We start from the raw sequence: 26,029 nt of genomic DNA on the forward strand, positions 1-26,029 counted from the left end.
GTGTATTCACCAGAAGGCGTCGAGATGAACTCTTCATCGCCGCCCGCGACTGCCCGACCAACGGCTTCGGCCGTTCGGGTCAACCTCGTTCGGAGTACTTCTCCGAGAGGCGTTTGAACACTATCGGCGGCACCAGGTGCTCGATGTCGCCACCGAGCGCGGTGACCTCCTTGACCAGCGAGCTCGACACGAATCCGTACGCCGGGTTGTTCGCCATCAGCAGGGTTTCGAGCCCGGTCAGCTCGCGGTTCATCTGCGCCATCTGGAGCTCGTAGTCGAAGTCGCTGACCGACCGCAGGCCCTTCGCGACCGCGATGATGTCGTTCTCGCGGCAGTAGTCGACCAGGAGTCCTTGCCAGGAATCGACGCGCACATTCGGCAGCTTCGCGGTGATCTCGCGCAGCATGTCCATCCGCTCCTCGGTGGTGAACAGGCCCTTCTTGCTCTTGTTCACCCCCACCGCGACGACGACCTCGTCGAACAGCTTCGCCGCCCGCTCGATGATGTCGAGATGTCCATTGGTGGCCGGGTCGTAGGACCCGGGACAGACCGCACGCCGCATGGCGCGGACGCTACCAAGGAGAGTGGCCCCTTGCGCGCTCATCAGGGTTGCGTCACACCTGATATTCGGCCCAGTAGAGCGCCGTGTCGCCGTAGCGCTTCGTCCGCATCGGCTCGAAGCCCGCCGGCCAGTCCGGCTCGCCGTCGCGCGCCGCCCGCTCGATGACCACCAGCGCCCCGTCCGTGATCCACCGGTTCGCCGCGAGCGCGGCCATGACCTCCCCCAGGCGGGTGGAATCCACTGCGTAGGGCGGGTCGGCGAGGACGATGTCGAACGTTTCCGCCGCCGGAGCGGCCACGACGGACTCGACGGCGCCCGCCCGGACCGCGCCGCCGAGCCCCAGCGCGGCGACGTTCCCCTTGAGCACTTCTACCGCGCGCCGATCCGACTCGACGAACAGCGCGCCCGACGCGCCGCGGGACAATGCCTCCAGCCCGAGCGCGCCCGAACCGGCGTAAAGGTCGAGGACCTGGGCCCCCTGCAGCTCGCCGGCGACCTCCAGCGCGTTGAACAGCGCCTCGCGCACCCGTTCCGACGTCGGCCTCGTGCCTTTCGGCGGGACCTTCAGCCGCCTGCCGCCCGCGGTCCCCGCCACGATCCTGGTCATTGGAGCATCGTGCCTCAACGCCTTCCGCCGTGACGTTGGCCGGGACTTGGTGAAGCCTCCGTCCAGCTCGCGTAGAGTCGTCCTTCGCCCTCGGAGGCGATAGAAGCGTTTAGGAGCGTTGCGTGTCCGAACCTCGGGTCAGACGGGCCGAGATCGCCATCGAGCAAGCCCATGTGGACACCGTCTACACCCGGCTCGCCGAGCTGCGAGCCCAGGCTGAGGCCATGCGTACCAAGGGCTACGAGATCGGCCATGGCGCCGGGCGGGAAGCCATTTTCGAGCAGGCGTCCATGCTGTTCGAGCGGGACATGATGGTGTATCACGCCAATCAGACCCTCCAGACCCTCGACGCGGAGTACGAGGGCCTGGTCTTCGGCAGGCTCGACCACCTCGACAACGACCACATCTACGTCGGCCGTCTCGGCATCCGCGACGCCGAGTTCGACAACCTCGTCACCGACTGGCGCGCGCCCGCGGCCGCGGCGTTCTACCAGGCGACGGCCGAGGAGCCGATGGACGTCGTCCGGCGCCGGGTGATCCGGTGCTCGGGCCAGAACGTGCTCGACGTCGACGACGACGTCCTGATCGCCGACGCGGTCCCCGAGAACATGCAGATCGTCGGCGAAGGCGCGCTGATGGCCGCGCTCGGCCGGTCGCGCGGCGAGAAGATGCGGGACATCGTCGCGACCATCCAGAAGGAACAGGACGAGGTCATCCGCGCGCCGTGGCGCGGTGTCACCGAGATCACCGGCGGCCCCGGCACCGGCAAGACCGCGGTCGCGCTGCACCGCGCGGCGTACCTGCTCTACCGCCACCGCCGTCAGCTCGGCGGCGCGGGCGTGCTGGTGATCGGCCCGTCCGGCGTGTTCACCAGCTACATCTCGCGGGTGCTGCCCTCGATGGGAGAGACGAACGTCGAACTGCGTGCGCTCGGCGAGGTCCTCGACGGCCTCGAAGCGACCCGGCAGGACCCGGCTCCCCTGGCGGCGATCAAGGGTTCGCTGCGGATGCGGAAGATCCTGCTGCGCGCGCTGCGTGACACGCCGGAAGACGCGCCCGAAGACATGAAGATCGTGTACCGCGGCGAGGTGCTGCGGCTCAACGCGCGCGAGCTCGACAAGGTGCGCCGCAAGGTGCACACCGCGGGCGGGCCGCCGAACCGGTCGCGGATCCGCGCCGCCGAACTGCTGCTCGACGCGCTCGCCGCGAAGGCCGAGCAGCACGCGAAGGACGACGGCCGTCAGATCGACAAGGCCGAGCTGATCACCGAGCTCGGCGAGCGCATCGAGTTCCACCGGTTCCTGGTGGTCTGGTGGCCGATCCTGTACCCGGCGCAGATCCTGCGGTGGCTCGGCACCGAGAAGCGGCTCGCCTCCGCGGCGAAGGGCCTGCTCAACCGCAACGAGATCAGCATGCTCGCGGCCGACTTCGCCGACCGCTCGCGCGGCTGGACCGTCGCGGACGTCGCGCTCCTCGACGAGCTTCGCGTCCTCATCGGCACGCCGCCCAAGAGCCGCCGGACCCGCCAGAGCATCGAGGTCAACCCGGAGCGCGGTGGCGCCCCGACCCGGCCCGAGCACTACGACGAGTACTCGCACGTGGTCGTCGACGAGTCGCAGGACCTCTCGCCGATGCAGTGGCGGATGGTCGGGCGGCGCGGGAAGTACGCGAGCTGGACCGTGGTCGGCGACCCGGTGCAGAGTTCGTGGCCGGATCCGGCCGAGGCCGCGATGGCGCGGGACCAGGCGTTCGGGCTCAAGACGACCCGGCGCCGGTTCACCCTGCGCACCAACTACCGGAACTCGGCGGAGATCTTCGATCTGGCCGCGAAGGTCGTCGCGGGGCACGCGGAGGCCGACGAGCTTCCGCGCGCGGTGCGGCAGACCGGCATCACGCCGGAGGTCCGGCCCGTCGAGGCTTCCGGGCTGGAGGCGGCGACGCAGGCCGCGGTGAAGGAACTGATGGGGGCCGTCGAAGGCACCGTCGGCGTGATCACCGCCATGGACCGGGTGCCCGAGGTCGAGGGCTGGCTCGAAGGGCTTTCGGACGAGCGGCTCAAGGTCGTCGGCAGCCTCGACTCCAAGGGTCTCGAGTACGACGCCGTCGTACTGGTGGAGCCGAACGACCTCATCACCGAGTCGACCACCGGCCGCCGGGTGCTGTACGTCGCGCTGACCCGCGCGACCCAGCAGCTGACCGTCCTGGCGTCCAACCCCGACTGGATCCCGGCCGCCTGACCCCCTCACGCATTTAGTCCTCTGAATGCGGTGCTTGCGCGTGCAACTACCGCATCCAGAGGACGAAACGCGTGCGAAAAAGCTGAAGGGCTCCTTCAGGACACTGGTGAATGCCCTGAAGGAGCCCTTCAGACCCCCGGTGAGTGAACGATGTGGGGACGCATCGCACGTCCAGGGGTATTTCTAGCGCCTCTTCGTTGTTCGGTGTCACGCCGGTTTCACCGAACAACAACGCCGAACAACGAATCGGCCGTGGTCACGGGCACGGGGGCTGGTAATCGAGCCCCGGCAGGTGTTGTTCCCACTCGCCCGCCGTGATCCGCGGGTACACCGTCGCGCAGATGCGTTCGGCCGCCCGCTCGGGGCTGGTCTCCCACAACCGCACGCTGCCGTCCGCGACCGAACCCGCGAGCGTGTGCCCATCGGGGGCGAACGCCACGGCGTTGACCCGGTCGACGTCGTCGCTCAGGTTCGCCGATTCGCGGACGGATCCCGGATCGGAGACGTCCCATAGTCGCACGGACCGGTCGTAGCTGCCGGTCGAGAAGGTCTTCCTGTCGCCGCTGAACGCGACCGAGATGACGTTGTCGGTGTGCCCCGCCAGCAGCGCCGCCTCCCGGGGTGCCGCCGGATCCGTCACGTCCCAGAGCCGGGCCGTGCGGTCGGCGCTTCCGGTGGCGGCGAGTTTCCCGTCCGGGCTGTAGGCCACCGAGAACACGGTGTCGGAGTGTCCTTTCAGTACCGAAAGCTGCTTCGGCGCCTTCGGCATCGAGACGTCCCACAGCCGCGCAGTGTGATCCCACCCGCCGCTGAGCAGGGTGCGGCCGTCCGGGCTGAACGTGAGCGAATGGACGTCGTCCTCGTGCCCGGTGAGGGTCGCGAGTTCGACGGGCCGCCGGATGTCGGCGACGTCCCACAGCTTCATCGTGTGCCCGGACCCCGCGGTCGCGAGCGTCCGGCCGTCCGGGCTGAACGCGACGGGGTCGATCTCGTCCGCCGGGCGGTAGAAGACGCCCGCGTCGACCGGCTTGCGCGGATCGGTGACGTCGATCAGCCGCATCGTGTGGTCCCAGGAGCCGGCGGCGAGCGCCCGGCCGTCCGGACTGAACGCGAGACCGCAGACGCCCTGGCCGAAGCCCGTGATCTTGCCCAGCTCACGCGGATTCCGTGTGTCGGACACGTCGACCAGGCGCACCACGCCGTCCTGGCTGCCGGTGGCCAGCAGCTCCCCGTCGGCGCTGAACACCGCCCGGCAGGCCGACCTCGCCGGGCCGCTGATCGCGGGCCCCGGCAGATCCCACATCCGCACCGTCTGGTCGTCGCTCGCGGTCACCAGCGTGCGGCCGTCCGGGGAGAACACGGCCCAGACCACGGCCGCGGTATGCCCGACGAGCGCCGGTTTCTCGCGCGGCTTCGCCGGATCGGTGATGTCCCACAGCCGTGCGGCGCGGTCGAAACCGGTCGTGGCCAGCGTCGTCCCGTCGGGGCTGAACGCCACGGACCGCACGATGGACTTGTGCGCGGTCATCGTCCCCAGCGGTGACGGCGCCATGGGGTCGGCGATGGACCACAGGCGCGCGGTCTGGTCGATGCTCGCGGTGGCGAGCGTCCTCCCGTCCGGGCTGAACGCCGCGGAGTGGACGCCGGCGGTGTGCCCGTTCACCACTCCGAGTGGTTTGGCCTGGAGCGGATCGGCCACGTCCCACAGCCGCGCGGTCTTGTCGGCGCCGGTCGAGACCAGCGTCCGCCCGTCGGGGGCGTAAGCGAGCCCATTGACGTTGCCGGTGTGCCCGGTGAGCGTGGCCGTCAGCACCGGTTTCGCCAGGTCGCGGACGTCGAACAGGCGCACCGTGCCCTCGCCGTCCGCGGTGGCGAGCACCGCCGCCTTCGGGCTGAACGCCACCGCGTTGACCCGGCCCGGATGCTCCCCGACCAGCACGCCAGGCCCGGGTTTCGCCGGATCGGCGACATTCCACACCCGCGCGGTCTTGTCCCAGCCCGCCGTCGCGACCGCGCCGCCGTCGGCGCTGAAGGACACCGAGTTGACGTTGCCGGTGTGCCCGGTCAGCGTGGCCAGCTCGCTCGGGCGGTGGGGATCCTTGATGTCCCACAGCTTGGCCGTCTGGTCCCAGCTGCCGGTCACCATCACCTGGCCGTCGCCGCGCAGGGCGGTCGCGTTGACGCGGTGGCCGTGCCCGCGGACGCGGGTCGAGTACGGCGACTCGAACATCCCGAGCACGCTGCCGCGGGTGTCGACGCTCGGATCGACGCGGTACGCCGCCAGCGCGAGCTGCGCGGCCAGCGCCGGGTTCGTCGTCCGCATCTCGATGGCCTGCCCGGCGACCTTCTGCGCGAGCGCGCTGTTGCGCTGGGCGGTCGCGGTCTGCTCGGCCCGGACGGCGTACACCATCGCGGCCGTCGCCAGCACCAGCAGGACGGCCAGGAGCGCGACCAGCTGCCGCAGCCGCCGGGTGCGGCGCCGCGCGACGGCCTGCTCGTGGTTCTCGATCGCCGCGCTCGCCTCGAGGAACCGGCGTTCACGCTGGGAAAGCGCGCTCTCGTGCTCCCCCGCCCAGTCCCTGGCGATGGACAGCCGCGCGCCCCGGTAGAGCCAGCCGTCGTCGCGGCCGACCGATTCCCACGCGTCGGTCGCCTCGGTGAGCTGGCGGTGCACGCGCAGGCCCTCGCGATCCTCGGCGAGCCATTCGCGCAGGCGCGGCCAGCCCCGGATCAGCGCCTCGTGCGCGATCTCGATGCCGTTGTCGTCGAGGGTGACCAGCCGCGAAGACGCCAGCCTGTCCAGCACGACGGCGACGTCCGGGTCGTCGGCGTCCACTTCTTCGCGGGTGATGCGGCGTTTGGTGTCCTCGGTGCCTTCGCCGAGCGCGGTCATCCGCAGGAAGATCTGGTTCGCCAGCCGCTGCTGGTGTTCGCTCAGCGCGGTGAAGGTGTGCTCGGAGGTCTGGGCGACCGACCGTTCGATCCCGCCGGTGGACTCGTAGCCGGTGAGGGTGAGGGTGTTGCCGTGACGGCGGCGCCAGGTCTCCAGCAGGGCGTGCGAAAGCAGCGGCAGCACGCCGGGCTGCCCGGTCGCGTCGGCGACGAGCCGTGAGACCAGCGCGTTCTCGACGCGGTACCCGGCGTCGATCGCCGGCCGCGAGATGGCCTGTCGCAGCTCCTCGGTGCTCATCGGGCCGACGAGGATCTGCGCGTCCTGCATGGCCTCGACCAGCTCGGGATGCCGCGCGCAGTGCGTGTAGAAGTCGGTGCGGATGCCGAGGACGACCCTCGTCCGGCTCTCCGGCTCGGTCGTCGCGGTGACCAGCGCCGACAGGAAGGCGGCCCGCTCGTCGGCGTCCTGGCAGAGCGTGAAGACCTCTTCGAACTGGTCGACGACCAGCACGACGTCGCCCTCGCGGTCGGCGACCAGCTGACGGGCGGCCAGGCCGAGGTTGCGCGGATGCTCGGTGAGTTCGGTGAGCAGCCCGCCCGGGGCGAGCCCGAGCGCGGCGCCGAACTGGACGGCGCACTCCTGCAGCGGCCGCGACCCCGGGCTCATCAGCATCGTCACGGAGGTCTCGGCGAGCGCGGGGAGCAAGCCCGCCCGGAGCAACGACGACTTACCGGAACCGGACGCCCCCAGAACCGCCAAGAATCGTTGATCCGAAAGCCTCGCGACGAGTTTTCCGACAAGTCGTTCGCGACCGAAGAATCGGCTCGCGTCGTCCGGTCCGAATGCGGTCAGGCCGATATAAGGTGCCGATTCCCCATTCAGCGGGGCAACCGGTGAATCGCGGACTCCGGTGCGCGTACGCTCGGTCACGTCGTGCCACCGGGCCTCCCACTCCTCCTCGGGGCCGTCGCACGCCCGGACATAGGCCAACGTCACCGCCAAGCTGGGCATCTTCTTCCCACCGGCGGCTTCGGAGAGGGTTCCCGCGGAGTAGTGAGCACGCCTGCCCAGCTCGCGGTACGTCGGATTTCCGGCCTTCTCCCGCAGACGCCGGAGATCGGCGGCGAACTCCAGCAACGGATCGTCCCCGGGGTCCAAAGGTCGCTCCGGACGCGGCACCCTCAATCCTTTCTTTTCAGTGGTTTTCCCACCCTCGCATTCGGGGGCAACCGTACCGTGGAAACGGGGGAACCCCGCCGAGTACCGGGTACATCGAGGTGGTTAATTTCGATCGATTGACAGACACGGGAAGGGATCGAGGGCCCGGCGCGTTGTACCGGGGCGTGACCTCTTTGCCTGACATCCCGCTGTCCGTGCTCGACCTCTCGCCCGTCGTGGCCGGAGGCGGTGTGGCGGATTCGCTGCGCAACACCCTCGACCTCGCCCGCCGGACGGAGGCCCTCGGCTATCACCGGTACTGGCTCGCCGAGCACCACAACATGCCCGGTATCGCGAGTTCGGCGACCGCCGTGATGATCGGCCAGGTCGCGGCCGCCACCGAACGCATCCGGGTCGGCTCCGGCGGGGTCATGCTGCCGAATCACGCGCCGCTGGTGGTGGCCGAGCAATTCGGCACCCTGGAGGCGTTCCACCCCGGCCGGATCGACCTCGGGATCGGGCGCGCCCCGGGCACCGACCAGCGGACCGCGCTCGCGCTGCGCGGGCCCGGCGGGCTCAGCGCGGAGAACTTCCCCCAGCAGTTCGCGGAACTGCTGGCCTACTTCGAGCACTCCGACCAGCGCGCCGTCAACGCCGTGACCGCCGAGGGCAACAAGCCACCGGTGTGGCTGCTCGGATCGAGCGGCTTCAGCGCGCGGATGGCCGGTGAACTGGGCCTGCCGTTCTCGTTCGCGCACCACTTCAGCGCCGAGAACACGCTGCCCGCCGTGGCGCTCTACCGCGACGCGTTCAAACCGTCGGACGTCCTCGACGAGCCATACGTGATGCTCGGCGTCTCCGTGGTCGCCGCCGAAACCGACGAGCGCGCCCAGTATCTCGCCGCACCCAGCGGTTTGACGTTCCTGAGCCTGCGCAAGGGCCGTCCGATCCCGCTGCCGACGCCGGAGGAGGCCGCGGCGTACCCGTACACCGACATCGAGCGCGTGTTCATCGAGGACCGGGCTTCGAGCAGTGTCATCGGTTCGCCTGAGACGGTCCACAAGGGACTGGAGACCCTGCTGGCGGATACCGGGGCCGACGAGCTGATGATCACGACGATGGTGCACGACCAGGCGGACCGGGTGCGGTCGTACGAGCTGGTCGCCGAACTGGCGCGCTGACGCCGGGCGGTCTCGCCTGCCCGCTGCCGCAAGTGCCATGAAAGGTCCTTTCCTTGCAAAATTTGCAAGGAAAGGACCTTTCATGGCATCCGGGGTGGTGCAGGGCCGGAGGCTGTGTTGCGCGCGTGACAGCACCGTGGCGCGTGTCATGAAAGGGTCGTTCAGGACGAAAGATGTCCTGAACGACCCTTTCATGACACGTGACCGACCGGCTTCAGTGCCGATACCGGCGGGCCGGGTCCCCGTTCCGTGAAGGCCTCCTTGAGGGACCCAGAGTCCCTCAAGGCGAACCGGCATTTGTGTACTTACGTCCGACCTGCGTGGGAGCGAGAGTCCGGTTGTCGTCGAGGGATGGCGATGGGCGGACGACCGAACGGGGAAGATCCCGGACGTTGGACGGCCGGAATCTTCCCCACTCGCCCAAGACGACAGCCGGCATCAGCTTCACTGCCCCCTCCCTTACCAACGGGGTCCCTCAAGGAGGCCTTCACGGACAAGCGCACTCACTCACCCCGCGCCCCGAACGGACCAACGCCCCACCGAACACGAAAGAACCGACAAGATCCCCGCCCGCCTTTGTCAGAAAAAGACAAGAATTCACCGGTTACCAGGACGTGACGTCTTGATCACACCGAAGTTCTTGTCACCAGGCAGGCGCGTGATTAGCGTACCGACCAGTAGCAAACAGCACGGTAACACCCCGTTGATCCTATTCAACGATTCCGTTCCGCCATTCGGAGCAAAGGAATTGCGCAAGCTGGGGTGTATTCGCCGTGCCCGGAAAACGGGAGGGTCGGCGTGGGCGTCCGGACTGGCGCACCCTCATTCCCCGGCGCGGGTGCGATCCGGGAGACCGGAAGGCTCTATTCGCTCGGCCTCGACGTCGTCCGCCTGACCTTCCGGCGGCCCTTCCAGGCACGCGAACTGATCCAGCAGTTCTGGTTCATCGCGAGTGTGTCGATCCTGCCGACGGCGCTGGTCGCGATCCCGTTCGGCGCGGTGATCGCACTGCACATCGGGTCGCTGACCGCGCAGATCGGCGCGCAATCCTTCACCGGCGCGGCCAGCGTGCTGGCGATCATCCAGCAGGCCAGCCCGATCGTGACCGCGTTGCTGATCGCGGGCGCGGGCGGTTCGGCGATGTGCGCGGACCTCGGGTCCCGCACGATCCGCGAGGAGATCGACGCGATGGAGGTGCTCGGGGTCTCCCCCATCCAGCGCCTGATCGTGCCGCGCGTGCTCGCCGCGATGGGGGTCGCCGCATTCCTCAACGGAATGGTCAGCGTGGTCGGCGTCCTCGGCGGTTATTTCTTCAACGTCATCATGCAGAACGGGACACCGGGTGCGTATCTGGCCAGTTTCTCCGCTCTCGCGCAGCTTCCGGACCTCTGGATCAGCGAGATCAAAGCGGTCATCTTCGGTTTCGTCGCGGCGATCGTCGCCTCTTATCGCGGGCTCAATCCGAAAGGCGGCCCGAAAGGCGTCGGTGACGCGGTGAACCAATCCGTGGTCATCACGTTCCTCCTCCTGTTCCTGTTGAACCTCGTGCTGACGACGCTTTACCTGCAGCTCGTCCCGGCGAAGGGCAGCTGATGGTCACGACCACACCCACCCGTGCGACGCGGGTTCGCGAAGCCGTCGATCGACGGTTCGGGTTCCTGGACACGCTCGGCGACCAGATCCTCTTCTTCCTCAAGGCACTCGCCTGGGTGCCGCGCGCGGTGCGCCGCTATCTCCGGGAGATCACCCGACTGCTGGCCGAGGTCAGTTTCGGCAGCGGCGCGCTCGCGGTCATCGGCGGCACGATCGGCGTGATGATCGGGATGACCGTGTTCACCGGCACGGTCGTCGGGCTCCAGGGGTATTCGGCGCTCAACCAGGTCGGGACGTCGGCGTTCGCCGGGTTCGTCTCCGCGTACTTCAACACCCGCGAGATCGCGCCGCTCGTGGCCGGGCTGGCCTTGTCGGCGACCGTCGGCTGCGGGTTCACCGCGCAGCTCGGCGCGATGCGCATCTCCGAGGAGATCGACGCGCTCGAAGTGATGGGCATCCCCAGCGTCCCGTATCTGGTGACCACCCGGATCATCGCGGGTTTCCTCGCGGTCATCCCGTTGTACGCGATCGGCCTGCTGACCTCGTATCTCGCGTCGCGCCAGATCACCGTCTGGTTCTACGGCCAGTCCGCGGGCACCTACGACCACTACTTCCTGCTGTTCCTGCCGCCGGGCGACGTGCTCTGGTCGTTCGGCAAGGTGCTGGTGTTCAGCGTCGTGATCGTGCTCGCCCACTGCTACTACGGCTTCCGCGCGAGCGGCGGCCCGGCGGGCGTCGGGGTCGCCGTCGGCCGTGGCGTGCGGACCGCGATCGTGGCGGTCAGCGTGCTCGACTTCTTCCTCAGCCTCGCGATCTGGGGCGCGACCACGACGGTGCAGGTGGCCGGATGAGCCGGCGCGGGCTGCGCAAAGCCGGGGTCAGGACGGCAGGGGTGCTGTTCCTCGTGGTGATGTCCGCCCTCGTGCTGCTGTCGATCAAGATCTACCGCAAGGATTTCGTCGACTCCGTGCCGGTGACGTTGCAGGCGGACCGGGTCGGCAACCAGTTGCGCACCGGCGGGCAGGTCAAGGCGCGCGGCGTGGTGGTCGGTGAGATCCGCGACGTCCGCGCCACGCCGGGCGGCGCGGAGATCGACCTGGCCATGGAGCCGGGGAAGGTCTCCCAGCTGCCGAAGAACGTGTCCGCGTTGCTCGTGCCGAAGACGCTGTTCGGCGAGCGTTACGTGCAACTGTCCATTCCGGACGGACCGAAGGCCGGATCCTTGAGCCCGGGCGACGTGATCACCCAGGACCGGTCGGCCAACGCGATCGAACTGGAGCGCGTCTTCGACAATCTGTTGCCGCTGCTCAAGGCCGTGCAGCCGCAGAAGCTCGCGACGACGCTGACCACGGTCGCCACCGCGCTGGAAGGCCGCGGCGACCAGATCGGCGACACGCTCGCCACCGCGGCCGCGTATCTCAAGGAATTCAACCCGAACCTCCCGGCGCTGAACGACAACATTCGCGACCTCGCCACGGTTTCGAAGCTGTACGGCGACATCGCACCGGACCTGCTCGACGCGCTGAGCGCCTCGGCCGTCACGCTCGACACGGTCAAGGAGAAACGGGCCGAGCTGGCATCGGTGTACCAGCAGGTGACGTCGTCGTCCCAGCAGGTCACGACGTTCCTCGCCAACAACCGCGCCAACATCATCGCGCTCGCCGCCGACAGCCGCGCTCCGCTGGAGGTCGCCGCGAAGTACTCGCCCAGTTTCGCCTGCACGCTCGACGCGCTCGCCAAGCTGAAACCGCAGATGGACAAGGTGCTGGGCGCCGGAACCGACGAACCCGGCCTGCACGCGGAGATCGTCGTGACCCAGCCTCGCGGCAAATACGTCCCGGGCAAGGACGATCCGGTCTACGACGCCACCGGCGAGCCGCGCTGTTATCCGTCCAACGGCCTGATGGGCCAGGGGATCGCGGCGACCGGTGAGAAGACCGCCGCGCTGCCGGGTGTGCAGGGCGACCTCGGGCTGCCGAACTCGCCGCAGGAACGGGAATTGATCTCCACGCTCGTCGCGCCGTCCATGGGCGTTCCGACGGCCGAGGTGCCCGCCTGGGGCAGCGTGCTCGTCGGCCCGCTCTACCGCGGCACGGAGGTGACCCTGCGATGAGGAACTTCGTGAGCCCCCTGATCAAGGGGCTGATCTTCGTCGTCGTCACGACACTGGCGACGGTGCTGCTGGCGGTGTCCATCACGAACACCGGCCTCGGCGACACCAAGAACTACAGCGCCAAATTCCTCGACGCGACGTCGCTGAACGTCGGCGACGACGTCCGGATCTCCGGGGTGCGGGTCGGCCAGATCGAGGCGCTCGAGATCGCCGACCACAGCCTGGCCCGCGTCGAGTTCTCCCTCGACTCCCAGCGCAGGCTGCCCGCCGACGTCACCGCGGTGATCAAGTACCGCAACATGGTCGGCCAGCGCTACATCGCGCTCGAACGCGGCAAGGGCACGCGCGAACTCCTGGAGCCCGGCGCGGAGATCCCGCTGGAGCGCACGACACCCGCGCTGGATCTCACGGAACTGTTCAACGGCTTCAAACCGCTGTTCCAGGCCCTCTCGCCCAAGGACGTCAACCAGCTCTCCGGCGAGATCGTCCAGGTGCTGCAGGGTGAAGGCGGCACGGTGGAAAGCCTGCTGGCGCACACCGGTTCGCTGACCACCACGCTCGCCGGCCGCGACAAGGTGATCGGCGAGGTGATCACGAACCTGGACACGGTGCTGAAGAGCATCAACGGCAAGGGCGACGCGCTGTCCACTTTGGTCTCCACGCTTAAGGAGCTGGTCACCGGCCTCGCCGGTGACCGCACCGAGATCGGGGAAGCCGTCTCGGGTCTCGCGGAACTCACCACCGCCACGGCCGGTCTGCTCGAGCAGGGCAGGAAACCGCTCAAGGACAGCATCGAAGGCCTCGGCCTGCTCTCCGGTCAGCTGACGACCGACGAGGCGAAGGCCGAGGTCGACAACTTCCTCACCGTCCTCCCGGGGAAGCTGAACGAACTGGGACGGATCAGCTCCTACGGATCGTGGATGAACTTCTACCTGTGCTCGGCCGTCCTCAAGGTCACGCCTCCCCGCGGGATCCCGGCGACGGCGGAGAGGTGCACGTCGTGAAACCCTTCAAGGAACGGAACCCGATCGTCGTCGGTCTCGTCGGCAGTGCCGTGGCGGCGGCGGTGCTGACCGCGACGCTCAACTACGAGAACCTCCCGATCATCGGTTCCGGGACCACCTACCAGGCCGAATTCTCCGAAGCGGCGGGCCTGCAGCAGGACGACGAGGTCCGCATCGCCGGGATCAAGGTCGGCGAGGTGAGCGACGTCCGGCTCGCCGAAGACCACGTGGTGGTCAGCTTCCGGGTCAAGGACGCCTGGGTCGGCGACAAGACCGCCGCCGAGATCAAGATCAAGACCTTGCTGGGCCGGAAGTTCCTCGCGCTGCGACCGACCGGCGAGACGGTGCAGAACCCGAAGCAGATCATCCCGCGCACCAGGACCGTGACGCCCTACGACGTCACCGAGGCCTTCAACGGGCTGGCCGACACCGCGGGCGCGATCGACACCGATCAGCTCGCGGAGAGCTTCACGACGCTGTCCGACACGTTCAAGAACTCGCCCGAGCACGTCAAGAAGGCGCTCGAAGGGCTGACGTCGCTGTCGAAGACCGTGTCGTCCAGGGACAGCGAGCTCGCCAGCCTGCTGTCCAACGCGCACGGCCTCACCACCACGCTCGCGAACTCGAACGACGACTTCGCCAAGCTCCTCTCGAACGGCAATCTCCTGCTGACCGAACTGGACCGCCGCCGTCAGGCGATCCACGACCTGCTGACCGGCTCGCAGCAGCTCGCCACCCAGCTTTCGGGACTGGTGAAGGACAACAAGGACCAGCTCGGCGGAGCGCTCAGACAGCTCGGAGAGGTGACCGACATCCTGCAGCGGCAGAACGACAATCTCGCCAAGAGCCTCGACCTCGCCGCGCCGTACTTCCGCGTGGTGAACAACTCGCTCGGCAACGGGCGCTGGGTGGACGGCTACCTGTGCGGCCTCGTCCCGGAGAACCGGGACCCCTGCACCCCCAAGATCCCGGGAGGCCGCCGGTGATCAGCAGATTCATCACCCTCGCGCTCGTGCTCGCGCTGGCCGTCGTCGGCGGGCTCTGGTGGATCTTCTCCGGCAGCGGCCTCGACCGCGTCACCGTGTACTTCTCACGTGCGGTCGGTGTCTACAGTGGATCGGACGTGCGCGTGCTCGGCGTCCGGGTCGGCCAGGTGGAATCGGTCGCCCCGGAAGGAGAGCGAGTCAAGGTCGTGCTGACCGTAGACGGCTCGACACCGATCGCCGCCGACACGAACGTCCTGGTCGTGGCGCCGAGCGTGGTGGCGGACCGGTACGTCCAGTTCACCAAGCTCACCCGCGCGGGAAACCGGCTGGACGACGGCGCGGTGATCCCGGTCGAGCGCACCGGCACCCCGGTGGAACTCGACCAGCTCTACTCCAGCCTCGACACGCTCGCCAAGGCGCTCGGCCCCAAGGGGGCGAACGCCGACGGCGCGCTTTCGGATCTGCTGCGCACCGGCGCGAAGAACCTGCAGGGCAACGGCAAACCGTTCAACGAGTCGGTGCGCAACTTCGCCGACCTCGCCAGGACCCTGTCCGGGAACTCGCAGAACCTGTTCGCCACCGTCGACGAGCTGCAGCGGTTCACCTCGATGCTGGCGACCAACGACCGCAACGTCAGCGAGGTCAACAAGCAGCTCGCCTCGGTGACCGGGACACTGGCCGCGAACAAGGACGAGCTCGCCCGAGCGCTCAACGGTCTCGGCAGTGCGCTCGCGGAGATCCAGCAGTTCATCAAGGAGAACCGCGCGCTGATCAAGTCCAATGTGGACAAGCTCGCGGTGACGACCGGGACGCTGGTCGACAAACGCGCCGCGCTGGCCGAGACCCTCGACACGATCCCGCTGGCGGTGACGAACGTGCTCGAAGCCGTCGACCCGAAGACCGGCAAACTGCAGAGCCGCGGCAACATGCTCGAATACGCCCCGCTCCCGCTGCCCGTCGCCGGTGACACCTACACCGGGGGGCGTTGATGGCCACAAAACGGGCGATCGCCGCGCTCGCCGCGTGCTGCGTCGCGCTCACGGCCTGTTCGTCGGATTTCAAGGGCGTCTACGACCTGCCGCTGCCCGGCGGCGCGGACATCGGCGACCATCCGTACCGGGTGACCGTGCAGTTCGCCGACGTGCTCGACCTCGTCCCGCAGGCCGCGGTGAAGGTCGGCGACGTCCCGGTCGGCCGGGTCGAGACGATCAGGCTCGGCGAGGACGGCTGGACGGCCGAGACCGTCCTGGCGGTCAACGGCGACGTCCACCTGCCCGCCAACGCCATCGCGCGGCTGCGGCAGTCCAGCCTGCTCGGCGAGAAGTTCATCGAACTCGCCCCGAGCGCGGCGAAGGCCGAGGGCAGGCTGGGCCACGGCGCGGTGATCCCCGTCTCGAGCACGAACCGCAACCCGGAGTTCGAGGAGATCTTCGGCGCGCTGTCCCTGCTGCTCAACGGCGGCGGGATCGGCCAGTTGCAGACCATCAACCGCGAGCTGTCGAAGGTGATGGACGGCAACGAGGAGGAGATCCGCTCGTTCCTGTCCACTGTGGAGAAGCTGGTGTCCAACCTGGATTCCCATCGCTCCGAGATCACCTCGGCGCTCGACGGTCTCAACCAGCTCTCGGCCACGCTGGCGAACCGGAAGAAGCAGGTCGAAGGCGCGCTCACCGATCTCACCCCCGGCCTCCAGAGCCTGTCCGATCAGCGCACCCAGCTCGTCTCGATGCTGCAGTCGCTGGACCGGCTCTCGGGAGTCGGCGTCGACGTGATCAAGAAGAGCCGTGCCGACCTCGTCGCGGACCTCACCGCGCTCGCACCGATCCTGAAACGGCTGGCCGACGCCGGCGAGAGCCTGCCCAAGTCGCTGGAGATCCTGCCGACGTTCCCGTTCACCGACGCCGTCCGCGACGGGATCAAGGGCGACTACCTGAACGTCTACGCCACGATGATCCCCGCGCCGGGCGTCGAACTCCCTCCCCCTGGCGAAGGGGTCCCGCCGGGGCTCCCGACCCTGCCGCTGCCGTCCTCCGGAGGTAGCTGATGCTCACCACCCGTGTCCGGATCCAGGTGATCGCGTTCGTGATCCTCGCCCTGGCGACGACGGCGTTCGTCGGGGCGAACTACGCGGGGCTCGGCAGGCTCTTCGGGGCGAGCGGGTACACCGTGAAGCTCGCGCTGACCGACGGCGGCGGCCTGTTCACCAACGGCGAGGTGACCTACCGGGGCGTCGCCGTCGGCCGGGTCGGCGAACTGCGGCTCACCGACGGCGGGATGGAGGCGGATCTGCTGATCGACGACGGCGCGCCCCCGATCCCCGCGAACTCGCGGGCGGTCGTAGCGAACCGGTCCGCGGTCGGCGAGCAGTTCGTCGACCTGCAACCCCGGACCGGCGACGGGCCGTTCCTCGCCGAAGGTTCGGTCATCCCGCGTGAGGCGACGACCGTTCCGCTGCCGGTGCAGCATCTGCTGACCGATCTGGACTCGCTGACCGCGTCGGTGCCGACCGAGGATCTGCGGACCGTGGTCGACGAACTCGACAACGCCCTGCGCGGTTCCGGCGCGAACCTGCAGGTGCTGCTGGACTCCACCACCGACTTCACGAAACAGGCGTCGGATCACCTGCCGCAGACGGAGAAGCTGATCACCGACGGCTCGACCGTGCTGAAGACCCAGGTCGACTCGTCGCAGGCCTGGCGGCAGTTCAGCGGCAACGCCAAGCAGTTCGCCGAGCAACTGTCCCGTTCGGACGGTGACCTGCGGCGGCTGATCGCGACGGCGCCCGACGCGGCGACACAGCTTTCCGGTCTGCTGCGGGACAACGAGCCGGGTCTGCCGATCCTGCTGGCGAACCTGCTCACGACGTCGCACGTGTTCTCGGCGCGCACCGACGGCCTCCGGCAGCTGCTGATCAACACCCCGAAGGCGGTGTCCGCGGTGGACGCGGCCGTCGACGAGCAGTCCGGGAAGATCGGGCTCGTCCTGACCTTCTTCGATCCGATGCCGTGCACCAAGGGCTACGAGGGCACGAAGGTCCGGAACAGCGCGGAGCTCTCGGCCCTGCCGTTCAACACCAGTGCCGCGTGCACGCTCGACAGGGGCAACGCGAGTTCGGTCCGCGGCTCGCAGAACGCGCCGAAGGGCGGCGTCCCGCCCGCCGCGATCCCCGGCGGCTTCGGCGCCGACGGCCAGCCGACGTCCACCAGCCTCGAGGAGATGTTGTGGCTGCGAAACTGAAGATCGCGATCGCGGTGTTCGCCGCGGCCTGCGCGTTCGCGGGCTGGGCCGGGTACACCTGGTTCACCGCGACGGCTTCCGAGGCCGTGTCCTACGGCAACTCCCGCGACGATGCGCTGAAGTCCGGACGCGAACTCGTCGCCCGGCTGACGAGCCTCGATCATCACCGGGTCGACCAGGGCATCGCCGACTGGCTCGCCGCGTCCACCGGCCCGCTGCGCGATCAGCTGGGCAAGACCGACGACGCGACGAGGCAGGCGCTCACCAAGGACGCGACGGTCTCGACGGGCAAGGTGCTCGACGCGGCGATCAGCGAACTCGACGACCACGCGGGAACGGCCAAGATGCTGGCATCGGTGGAGATCACGATGGCGAAGGAAGGCGCGGCGCCGACGACGAAACGCAACCGCTTCGCCGCCGGGCTGACCAGGACGGACGAGGGCTGGAAGCTCAGCGCGCTCGACCAGCTGCCGGTGGGTGCGCGATGACCGCCACGGCCGACACCGATCCCGACGCCGATGCCATTGCGGAGACCGAGCCCGAGACCACGGCCGAAGAGACCACCGAAGAGGCCGCCCGGAAGCCGTCCCGCCGGCCGGACCTGCCACTGATCCTGCTGGTCGCGGCGGCCGTGCTGGTGGCGGCCGGGGTGTGGTTCACGCTGGAGGCCAGATCGCTCTCGGCGACGCCGTCGGCGGCCAACACCGCGCTCACCGACGTGGGGGCGACGGCCGAGGTGAACTCCGCGGTGACGGTGGCGCTCGACAAGATCTTCTCCTATTCCTACGACCGGACCGACGTCACCGAAAAGGCGGCGGCCGCGGTGCTCAGAGGAAAGGCTTTGGAGTCCTACAACCGGCTGTTCGCCCAAGTCAGGGAAAAGGCTCCGGCACAGAAACTGGTCCTCACCACCCGGGTCTCCTCATCCGCCGTCCAGGAACTCGGCGGCGGTAAAGCGAGGCTGCTGGTATTCCTCGATCAAGCGGCCGTCCGGGCCGACAACAATTCTTCTACGGCGGCCGCGGCGCAGCTTTCGATCACCGCGGAACGCGAAGGCGACAATTGGGTCATCACCGACCTCATCCCCAGGTAATCCGCTTTGTAAACCAGGAGAGAAAACGAGGAGAGTCCCATGTTCGGTCGAACGCGCCCTAAAACAGCCCGCCGCCGTCTCGGCACGGTCGTCGCGCTCACGTCCGCCCTCGCCATGGCGGGCAGCCTCGCCGCGACCCCCGCCCTGGCGGACGACCCGGTGGAGATCCCGGTCTCCTACACCGTCACCGGGAAGACCACGGTCAAGAAGACCGGCGGCACCCTCGACCTCGGCCCCGGTCAGCTCAACGGCGCGCTGGTCATCGACGGTGACAACGTCGGCATCCGCGGCGATCTGGCCCTGCCGCCGTCGACGGCGAACATCTCGCTGGTCTCGGGGGTCTTCAAGATCAAGGCCCGCGTGCGGATCGAGCCGACCGGCCCGGTCACCGGCACGCTGGCCAACGGCGACCTGACCACCCACTCGCAGGCGAACATGCTGATCGACAACATCGTGGTCGGCCTGTTCTGGCCGGTCATCCCGCTCCCGACGGTGCCGAACGCCTGCAAGACGGTCAAACCGCTCGACCTGACCCTGATCTCGAAGAACGTCGACCTGTTCGCCGAGACGATCCCGTCTTCGGGGACGTTCACCATCCCCGAGTTCAAGGACTGCTTCATCAACGACCTCGCGCTGGGGGCGTTGATCTCCGGTCCCGACAACACGATCAACCTGAGCATGAAGTCGAACCTGTCCTGACGCCCAAGTCCGTGAAGGCCTCCTTGAGGGACCCTGGGTCCCTCAAGGAGGCCTTCACGGAACGTCAGCAGAAGTACGGCGCCGTGGGGTCGACCAGCGCGACGCCGGTGCTGTCACCGGCGGAAACGGCGTAGACCGGCGCGCACACGCCGGAGAACTTCCACATGTCCATCGGCGGCTCCGAGCTGGTGTCCCGGCTCTCCGCCTTCACGTTGCTGCCCCAGGCGAAGACACTCCCGTCGGCCTTCAGCGCCACGTTGTGGTTGAAGCCCGCGTCGATGGCGATCACGTCGGACTGCGCTTCCGGGGGAACCGTGGCCTGGCCGTAGAAGTTGTCACCCCACGCGAGAACGCCGCCGTTCTTCAGCGCGATGCTGTGCCGGAAACCGGCCGAGATCGCCGAAACCCCGGAGGTGGCCGCCGCGGGCACGGTGATCTGGCCCTTCCCGTTGCTGCCCCAGGCGACGACGCCGCCATTCTTCAGCGCGAGCCCGTGGTCGCCGCCCGCCGAGATCGCGGTGACCCCGGAGGACACGGACGCGGGGACCGTGGTCCGCGAGCCCCAGCTCACCACGCTGCCGTTCGTTTTGAGCGCCAGGTTGAAGTACGCACTGGTGGAGATCGCCGTGACCCCCGAGGTCGCGGACGACGGCACGACGTTCTGGCCGTAGAAACCGTTGCCCCAGGCGATCACGCCGCCGTTCTTCAGCGCGAGTTCGTGCGCCCAGCCGGCGGCGATCGCCGAGACGCCGGACGTGGCCGCCGCCGGAACCGACAGCTGGCCGTAACTGTCGTTCCCCCAGGCGATCACCCCGCCGTCCTTGAGCGCGAGATGGGTGATCGCGCCGGCGGAAACCGCACTGGCGCCGAGCGCGGCGGCCGGTATGGTCCCCTGCCCGTAGTCGTTGCTCCCCCATGGCCGCGCTTCGCCGGTCTGCGCGGCGCTCGCCGTACCGCAAAGGGAAACCGTTGCGATCATTACGGTAATCGCGACGCCCGCTACCCGTCGTGATGCCGATCGTCGATTCTCGGAAGACATGCGCCGAATGTTAACCCGGCTGCACCGATCGGCCGTCTCTTTGTCATCCACGGACAAACTTCATAATCGCATTCAGCGTCCGCTGACAAGAAAGAACGGGCGCCTCACCCACTTCGAAACATGTCGACATGAATCCTTGTTACGTACATAACTCGCGGGTAACCTCGGTTTACCCCACCACCGAGAAAGCCGCTCGAGTCGAGCATATTTGATCAGAAAAATCCGCCGAAAGGCGCATGGGGAAAGCCGCCCGAGACGTAAACTGGATCAAAGGAGATGACAGGTATGTCCCGTAGACTTGGCAAGTTGTCGGCAGGCGTCGCCACCACCGGCATCGTGCTCGGCGCCGTCGCCGTGCTCACCGCCGGCACGGCCGCCGCCGCGACCACCTACGCCACCGGCACCGTCGCCTACATGTGCAACTTCCCCGGCATCGGCCAGCAGCAGCTGGACGTGAAGGCGAACTTCGTCGGGCCGGACTCGGTCGCCTCCGGCGGCACCGCCACTCCGTCGAGTGTCGGCGGCACCGCGACGATCAACGCGACCATCAACGCGCTGCTCAACGCCGCCAACTACGACGGTGTCCGCGGCAAGGCCAACATGCCGATCACCGCCACCAACGCCACCCCGACGTCGGCGACGGTGACCAACCTGGACGTTCCGACCCAGATCAACCCGTACGTGCCCGGCCCCCGGTCGTTCAACATCGTCCAGGACGCCGGCACCAGTGTTCCGACGCTGACCGCGGGCGCTCCCGGTTCGGGCGTGATCTCCCTCGGGACCACGATCAACGCTCCGCTGGACTTCCACAAGAAGGACGGCACCTGGACCGCGTGGAACTTCAACTGCACGGTGAAGAACACCAACCCGGCGCAGAACCGCGCGTTCAGCCCGGCGATCCCGATCACCTGATGAACCACCCGTGCGGGGCGGGGACGCCCGCCCCGCACGGTCTCCACCACACGATGCGAAGGGAAACCCCATGGGACGGCAGGTTCGCCGGGCGGGCGCGGTCTCGGCCGTCGTGATCGGCGCGGTCTCGCTGCTCACGGCCGCACCGGCCACGGCCGAAACATCCTTCGCCACGGGGACGGTCACGTACATGTGCGGCTTCCCGTCGATCGGCCAGCAGCCGCTCGACGTCAGGATGACCTTCACCGGCCCCGATTCGGTGCCCGCCGGTGGCGCCATCTCGCCGGGCGGAATCGCCGGGAGCCTCGTGTTCAACGCCATGCTCAACGCCGTGACGTTCAACGCCAGCAACCGGGACGGTATCCGCGGCACGATCACCACCTCGCTGACCGGGACGAACACCGCGCCGGCCTCGGCGGAGATGACGCGGCTGAGGATTCCCGAACAGATCGCGCCGTACGTCCCGGGGCCGCGCACCGTCCTTTTCGAACAGGACACAAGCACCGTCGTCCCCACCTTCGCGGCGGGCACACCCGGCCAAGCGGCCATCGGGCTCGGGACCACGTTCCGTATCGAAGGCGCCCTTCACCAGAAGGACGGGACGTGGAGTCCCTGGATCTTCAACTGCACGGTGAAGAACACCAACCCGGCGCAGAACCGCACCTTCAGCCCGGCGATCCCGATCACGTGACACATCAGCGCAAGGCACGAGAGGAACACCCATGACGCAACAGGTTCGCCGGGCACTCGGGAGGTTTCCCGTTCTGGCGGGCGTCATCCTGCTCGTGGGTGTGAGCGGGGCACTGTCCTCTTCGGCCGCGACCGATCCGGCCACGCCGCCGCCGGCCCCGTTGCAGGGCACCACGTCCGCACACCAGAGCCTCGCGAACACCTGCGTCTTCCCGGATCCCGCCGGGGAACGGCCGGTCACCATGGACGTCAAGGCGACGCTGCCGAAAGTCGTCCCGACCGGGAAACCCGTTCAGGTCAAGGACTTCTCGCTGACCTTCACCATCGGCGAAGGGTCACTCGGAACCGTCGCCGAGGTCACGGGTGGCGCGACCGTCGAACTCACGGCCGCGAACGGGGACAAGAAGACCCCGATCCCGGTGTCCGTGACGATCCCGGCGACGAAGGTGCCCACCACCGGCGAACTGAAGCTGGTCGCGACGGGTACCGTCCCCGACATCCTGCTCAAGGTGCCGTCCGAACTGCGGCTGAGCACGGGCGCGCCGTCGCTCGCGCTGACCGCCGCGGCGACGCCGCTCAAACCGATCACCTGCACCCAGACGCCGGACCAGAACACGCTGCTCGGCAGTGTCGCGCTCCTGCCGCTCGGAAAACCCAAGCCGCAGTCCGGCAAACCCGGCGAGCAGAAGAAACCCGGTACCGACGCGCGGGCCGCGGACGAGGTCCACGCCGACGCCCTCTACCCGATCGCGTTGCAGCCGTTCGAGCTTCAGGGCACGTCGTCGATCACGAAGCTCGGCGCCTTCGCCCGGCTGAAGCCCGCGTTCATGGTCAACGCGGTGTGGCATGTCGACCTCGAGAACACCGAAGGGCCCGGCAAGATCACCGGCTCCGTCATCATGCCGCCGAGCAAGATGAGCTTCCTCGGCTTCGGGTTCGTCCCGATCACCGCGACCATGGAACTGCTGCCGGAGGACTACGCGACCGGCAATCACATCATCGACGTCGACGGGGTTTCGATCCCGGAACCGGAGGGCAGTTCGACCGTCCTCACCCCGCTCAAGGTCTACGGGAAACTGAGCGGGGTCACCATCAACGGGGTCGCCCTCGACGTCGGCGACCACTGCCTCACCGCGGAGCCGATCAAGATCAATCTCCGCGGGGAGAAGTACGGGATGTTCACCGGCGGCGTGGTGCGCACCGATCCGAAGTGGACGGATCCCGCCTATCGGGACTTCACGCTGCCCCCGTTCTCGGGCTGTGGCGCGAAGGAGGATCTCGACTCGCTGCTGACCGGGATGGCTTCGGGGCCGGGGAACCAGGCCTGTGTCGGGGTCAACCAGGTCGGGCTGCCTTGGGAACCCGAGCGCAAGTGCCCGAACGTCGAGCCGCCGATGGGCCGCTGACGAGTGTCATGAAAGGGTCGTTCAGGACGTTTTTCGTCCTGAACGACCCTTTCATGACATCCAGGTGCCCTACGACCCGCTCGGCGTCCACTGTGGACTCTTGCGCGGCGACGGCAGCACCTCCGGAAGCGTGAAACCTTCGGGCGAAGCGGAAAGGCCGACCCCGGCCCGCAGCGCGAGTTCCATCTCGAACCGCGCCCCCGGGTCGCGCAAGTGCTCGCCGAAGGTCGCCTGCAGCTGCCGCATGCGGTACCGGACGGTCTGCGGATGCACTTGGAGCCGCTCGGCGATGTCGACGACGTTGCCCTGGCTGTCGAGCCAAGCGCGGAGGGTTTCGAGCAGTCGTTCCCGCTGTTTCCCGGTCATCTCGGCCAGTGGGGCGAACAGCCGGTCGCGCAGCTGGCAGGTCAGCGCGGCGTCGGCGTTCACGAGCAGGGTGGCGAGGTGGTCTTCGGCGCGGATCACGCGGCGGGCCTGGATGATGCCGCGTTCGGAAAGGAGCAGGGCCTCGCGCGCCCAGCGGAGGGAATCGGCGACGGAATCCAGCGGACGGCACGGGCCGATCGACAGCCGGTACTCCGGCAGCGCGGCCTGCAGGGTGGCCAGGCGGGCGATCGAGATCTCGCCCGGGACGAGAAGGCGCGGCTCAGCGCAGTCGAGTTCGGCGAGGACGTCCGAATCCACCGCGTTGTGCCGCCGGGGTCTGACGGTCTCGCCGATCGGGTGCAGCACCACCGGGGTGGCGCGTTCGGGCACCGTCCAGCCGGTCAGCTGCGCGAGTTCCGCGATCGCCTTCGACGGCGCGGGCGGCGTCTCCAGCACCAGGTGCAGCAGTTTGCGGCGCCACGTGTCCAGCGCGCCGGCGGTGCGCGCCTTCGCTTCGAGGTACCCGTCCAGCGCGACGGACGCGAGTTCGTCCATGAACGCGAGCATCGCGTCGGCCAGTTGCGACATCACCGCGGACGACAGCCCGCTGCGGCGCCCGACGCGCATGATGCGCCGCCACGAGACCCGGGCCCCGACCCGATAAGCCGACTGGAGGGTGTCGAGGCTGCGGCCTTCCCGCATCTCGTTCTGCCCGAGCCGGTGGTGGACCTCGTGTGACTGTTCCTTGGAGACGGTGGGATCCGCGATCTGGGCGACGAAGAGCGTGATCGCGTACTCGACGCCCGCGCGGATCGATTTGCCGTATGGCCCGTCGAGCGGGCGCGCGTACGCGGGGATGGTCGCCCGGATCTCGTCGACGATCTCGTTGGCGAGACTGCCGAGCTCCGGTCGCAAAATGTCGGCGAGTTTGCGGGGAAGTGCCGCGGGAGGCTGCGCAGCGTGTTCGATTCCGCGCTCCACCGACATCGCAGCTCCTTTGCTCCGCCCAGCGTCCTGACATCCCACGATCGTCGTGGGGTGACAACGAACACATCGCGAAGTCGCCCGTGAATGTGTCACCTTTCGCAGAAGAAACCGATTTCTTGTCACCATCGTGACAAAATCACGGGGCAGCCCTGAATTTTGATGACAAGTGCCCGGCAAACGCCTCGCACGGTACGTACGAACGGCCGAAGTGGATGCGACCGTGACGCAGCGTCACTGCTTTCCGGTGAGCAATTCACCGAGTACTTCGAGCACGGGGGCCAGCACGCGGACCACGGTGCCGGCGCATTCGGTGATCCCCGCGCCGACGACCTCGAAATCGCTCAGGCCGCGAAGCATCGTCACCAGACGTTCGATCGTCAAGCCACCGGGCTCCGGATAGTTCAGCCCGTCGAACTCCGCCGGGTCGAGCACGTCGAGATCGAGATGGACGTACACCTTGTCCGCACCGGCCAGCCCTGCGGCGACGTCGGCCGTCTCGACGACGAGCCCGCGCTCGACCACGGCCCGCTCGGCGTCGTCGAAGGCCCTCGTCCCGGCGAGCACCACGCGTCCGGGTTCGACCGGCGGATTCGCGGCGAACTCCGGGTCGCCCTCGCCGAGCAGCGACCGGAGCACCATGCCGTGGAACGCGCCCGACGGCGACGTCTCCGCGGTGTTGAGGTCGGAATGCGCGTCGAACCAGGCGACGCCGAGCCCCGGCCCGAAGCGGTAGCGCGCGACCCCGATGGGGATCAGTTCGACACCGCAGTCGCCGCCGATGGTGAGCACCGGCCCGCCAGGCGCCTCCAACGCGGCGAGCTGCGCGGCCCGGTTCGCGCCGGTGAGCACCGCGCGGTTGGCGATGCCGTCGACCGCGGGCGAGGTCTCACGCGTCTGCCGGATGTGGTGCACCGGCACGCCCAGCACATGGCCCGCGAGCTCGGCGAGCGCGACGCAGCCCTCGGGCAACTCCGGCGCCCGCTCGGTCAGTGCGCCCTGGAACTGGGGTACGGCGTTGATCAGCACCGGTCCACGTTAGCGACGGCCGCAAGTGCGTGAAGGCCGGACCGAGAGGCCGACGTTGCGAAAGCCACTTTCGCAACGTTGAAGGTTGCGAAAGTGGCTTTCGCAACGTCGGCGAAGGCTGGGATCGACGGTCACCCCTGGGCCCGGCGACTATGTCGCGAAAGCCACTTTCGGGACGTCTGATGTCCCGAAAGATGCTCCTATTGATGTCAAGGGGTGTGGGTGAGGTTGGCGAGGTCT

General features: G+C 68.3%; 22 protein-coding genes. 16 read left to right on the forward strand and 6 right to left on the reverse strand.

What is annotated here, in order from left to right:
* Positions 1-79: 79 nt before the first annotated feature.
* Together coaD and rsmD are read right to left on the reverse strand one after the other, a co-directional pair.
* Positions 80-562 (reverse strand): pantetheine-phosphate adenylyltransferase, encoded by a 483-nt coding sequence (coaD, locus tag AMK34_RS41230; protein WP_016336395.1) that lies wholly within the window; start codon positions 560-562, stop codon positions 80-82.
* A 52-nt stretch (positions 563-614) separates the two neighbouring features.
* On the reverse strand, positions 615-1,169 hold the full coding sequence (gene rsmD, locus AMK34_RS41235) for a 16S rRNA (guanine(966)-N(2))-methyltransferase RsmD (RefSeq protein WP_073849159.1): 555 nt from the start codon (positions 1,167-1,169) through the stop codon (positions 615-617).
* Between the two features lie 122 nt (positions 1,170-1,291).
* Here rsmD and AMK34_RS41240 point away from each other — a divergent pair, with 122 nt between their 5' ends.
* Positions 1,292-3,406, forward strand: a complete 2,115-nt coding sequence (locus tag AMK34_RS41240) for a HelD family protein (RefSeq protein WP_073849160.1) — start codon at positions 1,292-1,294, stop codon at positions 3,404-3,406.
* A 256-nt stretch (positions 3,407-3,662) separates the two neighbouring features.
* On the opposite strand, the gene AMK34_RS41245 is transcribed toward AMK34_RS41240, so the two are convergent.
* The gene (locus AMK34_RS41245) at positions 3,663-7,478 is read right to left on the reverse strand and encodes an nSTAND1 domain-containing NTPase (protein WP_443111225.1); all 3,816 of its coding nucleotides are present in this window, start codon (positions 7,476-7,478) and stop codon (positions 3,663-3,665) included.
* Positions 7,479-7,642: 164 nt separating this feature from the next.
* Here AMK34_RS41245 and AMK34_RS41250 point away from each other — a divergent pair, with 164 nt between their 5' ends.
* From AMK34_RS41250 to AMK34_RS41305, 12 genes are all read left to right on the forward strand, one after another.
* Positions 7,643-8,638, forward strand: a complete 996-nt coding sequence (locus AMK34_RS41250; protein ID WP_172843578.1) for an LLM class flavin-dependent oxidoreductase — start codon at positions 7,643-7,645, stop codon at positions 8,636-8,638.
* Between the two features lie 798 nt (positions 8,639-9,436).
* Positions 9,437-10,231 (forward strand): MlaE family ABC transporter permease, encoded by a 795-nt coding sequence (locus AMK34_RS41255; RefSeq protein ID WP_016336400.1) that lies wholly within the window; start codon positions 9,437-9,439, stop codon positions 10,229-10,231.
* The gene (locus AMK34_RS41260) at positions 10,231-11,082 is read left to right on the forward strand and encodes an MlaE family ABC transporter permease (protein ID WP_038509575.1); all 852 of its coding nucleotides are present in this window, start codon (positions 10,231-10,233) and stop codon (positions 11,080-11,082) included. Before AMK34_RS41255 ends, AMK34_RS41260 begins: the two co-directional genes overlap by 1 nt.
* On the forward strand, positions 11,079-12,344 hold the full coding sequence (locus AMK34_RS41265; RefSeq protein WP_038509574.1) for an MCE family protein: 1,266 nt from the start codon (positions 11,079-11,081) through the stop codon (positions 12,342-12,344). The genes AMK34_RS41260 and AMK34_RS41265 overlap by 4 nt, the downstream gene beginning before the upstream one ends.
* A complete protein-coding gene (locus tag AMK34_RS41270) occupies positions 12,341-13,348 on the forward strand; it encodes an MCE family protein (RefSeq protein ID WP_037342114.1) in 1,008 nt (335 codons plus the stop codon). The genes AMK34_RS41265 and AMK34_RS41270 overlap by 4 nt, the downstream gene beginning before the upstream one ends.
* Positions 13,345-14,334: an MCE family protein gene (locus AMK34_RS41275; protein ID WP_073849192.1), complete on the forward strand. Its 990-nt coding sequence runs from the start codon at positions 13,345-13,347 to the stop codon at positions 14,332-14,334. The genes AMK34_RS41270 and AMK34_RS41275 overlap by 4 nt, the downstream gene beginning before the upstream one ends.
* A complete protein-coding gene (locus tag AMK34_RS41280; RefSeq protein ID WP_073849162.1) occupies positions 14,331-15,323 on the forward strand; it encodes an MCE family protein in 993 nt (330 codons plus the stop codon). Before AMK34_RS41275 ends, AMK34_RS41280 begins: the two co-directional genes overlap by 4 nt.
* Positions 15,323-16,378, forward strand: a complete 1,056-nt coding sequence (locus AMK34_RS41285; protein WP_073849163.1) for an MCE family protein — start codon at positions 15,323-15,325, stop codon at positions 16,376-16,378. The genes AMK34_RS41280 and AMK34_RS41285 overlap by 1 nt, the downstream gene beginning before the upstream one ends.
* Positions 16,378-17,571, forward strand: a complete 1,194-nt coding sequence (locus AMK34_RS41290; protein ID WP_073849164.1) for an MCE family protein — start codon at positions 16,378-16,380, stop codon at positions 17,569-17,571. The genes AMK34_RS41285 and AMK34_RS41290 overlap by 1 nt, the downstream gene beginning before the upstream one ends.
* A complete protein-coding gene (locus AMK34_RS41295; protein ID WP_073849165.1) occupies positions 17,556-18,059 on the forward strand; it encodes a hypothetical protein in 504 nt (167 codons plus the stop codon). The genes AMK34_RS41290 and AMK34_RS41295 overlap by 16 nt, the downstream gene beginning before the upstream one ends.
* On the forward strand, positions 18,056-18,664 hold the full coding sequence (locus AMK34_RS41300; RefSeq protein WP_073849166.1) for a hypothetical protein: 609 nt from the start codon (positions 18,056-18,058) through the stop codon (positions 18,662-18,664). Before AMK34_RS41295 ends, AMK34_RS41300 begins: the two co-directional genes overlap by 4 nt.
* Positions 18,665-18,703: 39 nt before the next feature.
* Positions 18,704-19,363: a hypothetical protein gene (locus AMK34_RS41305; RefSeq protein ID WP_037342108.1), complete on the forward strand. Its 660-nt coding sequence runs from the start codon at positions 18,704-18,706 to the stop codon at positions 19,361-19,363.
* A gap of 64 nt (positions 19,364-19,427) precedes the next feature.
* Here the strand turns inward: AMK34_RS41305 and AMK34_RS41310 are convergent, their stop codons facing one another.
* Positions 19,428-20,342: an RCC1 domain-containing protein gene (locus AMK34_RS41310; RefSeq protein ID WP_073849167.1), complete on the reverse strand. Its 915-nt coding sequence runs from the start codon at positions 20,340-20,342 to the stop codon at positions 19,428-19,430.
* Positions 20,343-20,687: 345 nt separating this feature from the next.
* Here AMK34_RS41310 and AMK34_RS41315 point away from each other — a divergent pair, with 345 nt between their 5' ends.
* The 3 genes from AMK34_RS41315 (at position 20,688) to AMK34_RS41325 (ending at position 23,410) form a co-directional block, all read left to right on the forward strand.
* Entirely contained in the window at positions 20,688-21,314 is a 627-nt protein-coding gene (locus tag AMK34_RS41315) for a DUF6801 domain-containing protein (RefSeq protein WP_016336411.1), read from the forward strand.
* A gap of 70 nt (positions 21,315-21,384) precedes the next feature.
* Positions 21,385-22,005, forward strand: a complete 621-nt coding sequence (locus AMK34_RS41320) for a DUF6801 domain-containing protein (RefSeq protein WP_073849168.1) — start codon at positions 21,385-21,387, stop codon at positions 22,003-22,005.
* 31 nt (positions 22,006-22,036) lie between these two features.
* Complete coding sequence (locus AMK34_RS41325) at positions 22,037-23,410, forward strand: DUF6801 domain-containing protein (protein ID WP_073849169.1); 1,374 nt, start codon at positions 22,037-22,039, stop codon at positions 23,408-23,410.
* A gap of 69 nt (positions 23,411-23,479) precedes the next feature.
* On the opposite strand, the gene AMK34_RS41330 is transcribed toward AMK34_RS41325, so the two are convergent.
* Both AMK34_RS41330 and AMK34_RS41335 read right to left on the reverse strand, forming a co-directional pair.
* On the reverse strand, positions 23,480-24,763 hold the full coding sequence (locus AMK34_RS41330) for a PucR family transcriptional regulator (protein ID WP_073849170.1): 1,284 nt from the start codon (positions 24,761-24,763) through the stop codon (positions 23,480-23,482).
* Positions 24,764-24,994: 231 nt separating this feature from the next.
* Positions 24,995-25,789, reverse strand: a complete 795-nt coding sequence (locus AMK34_RS41335; protein ID WP_073849171.1) for an arginase family protein — start codon at positions 25,787-25,789, stop codon at positions 24,995-24,997.
* Between the last annotated feature and the right edge of the window lie 240 nt (positions 25,790-26,029).

Source organism: Amycolatopsis sp. CB00013, from assembly GCF_001905755.1.
In the GTDB taxonomy this organism is placed as follows: Bacteria; Actinomycetota; Actinomycetes; order Mycobacteriales; family Pseudonocardiaceae; genus Amycolatopsis; species Amycolatopsis japonica.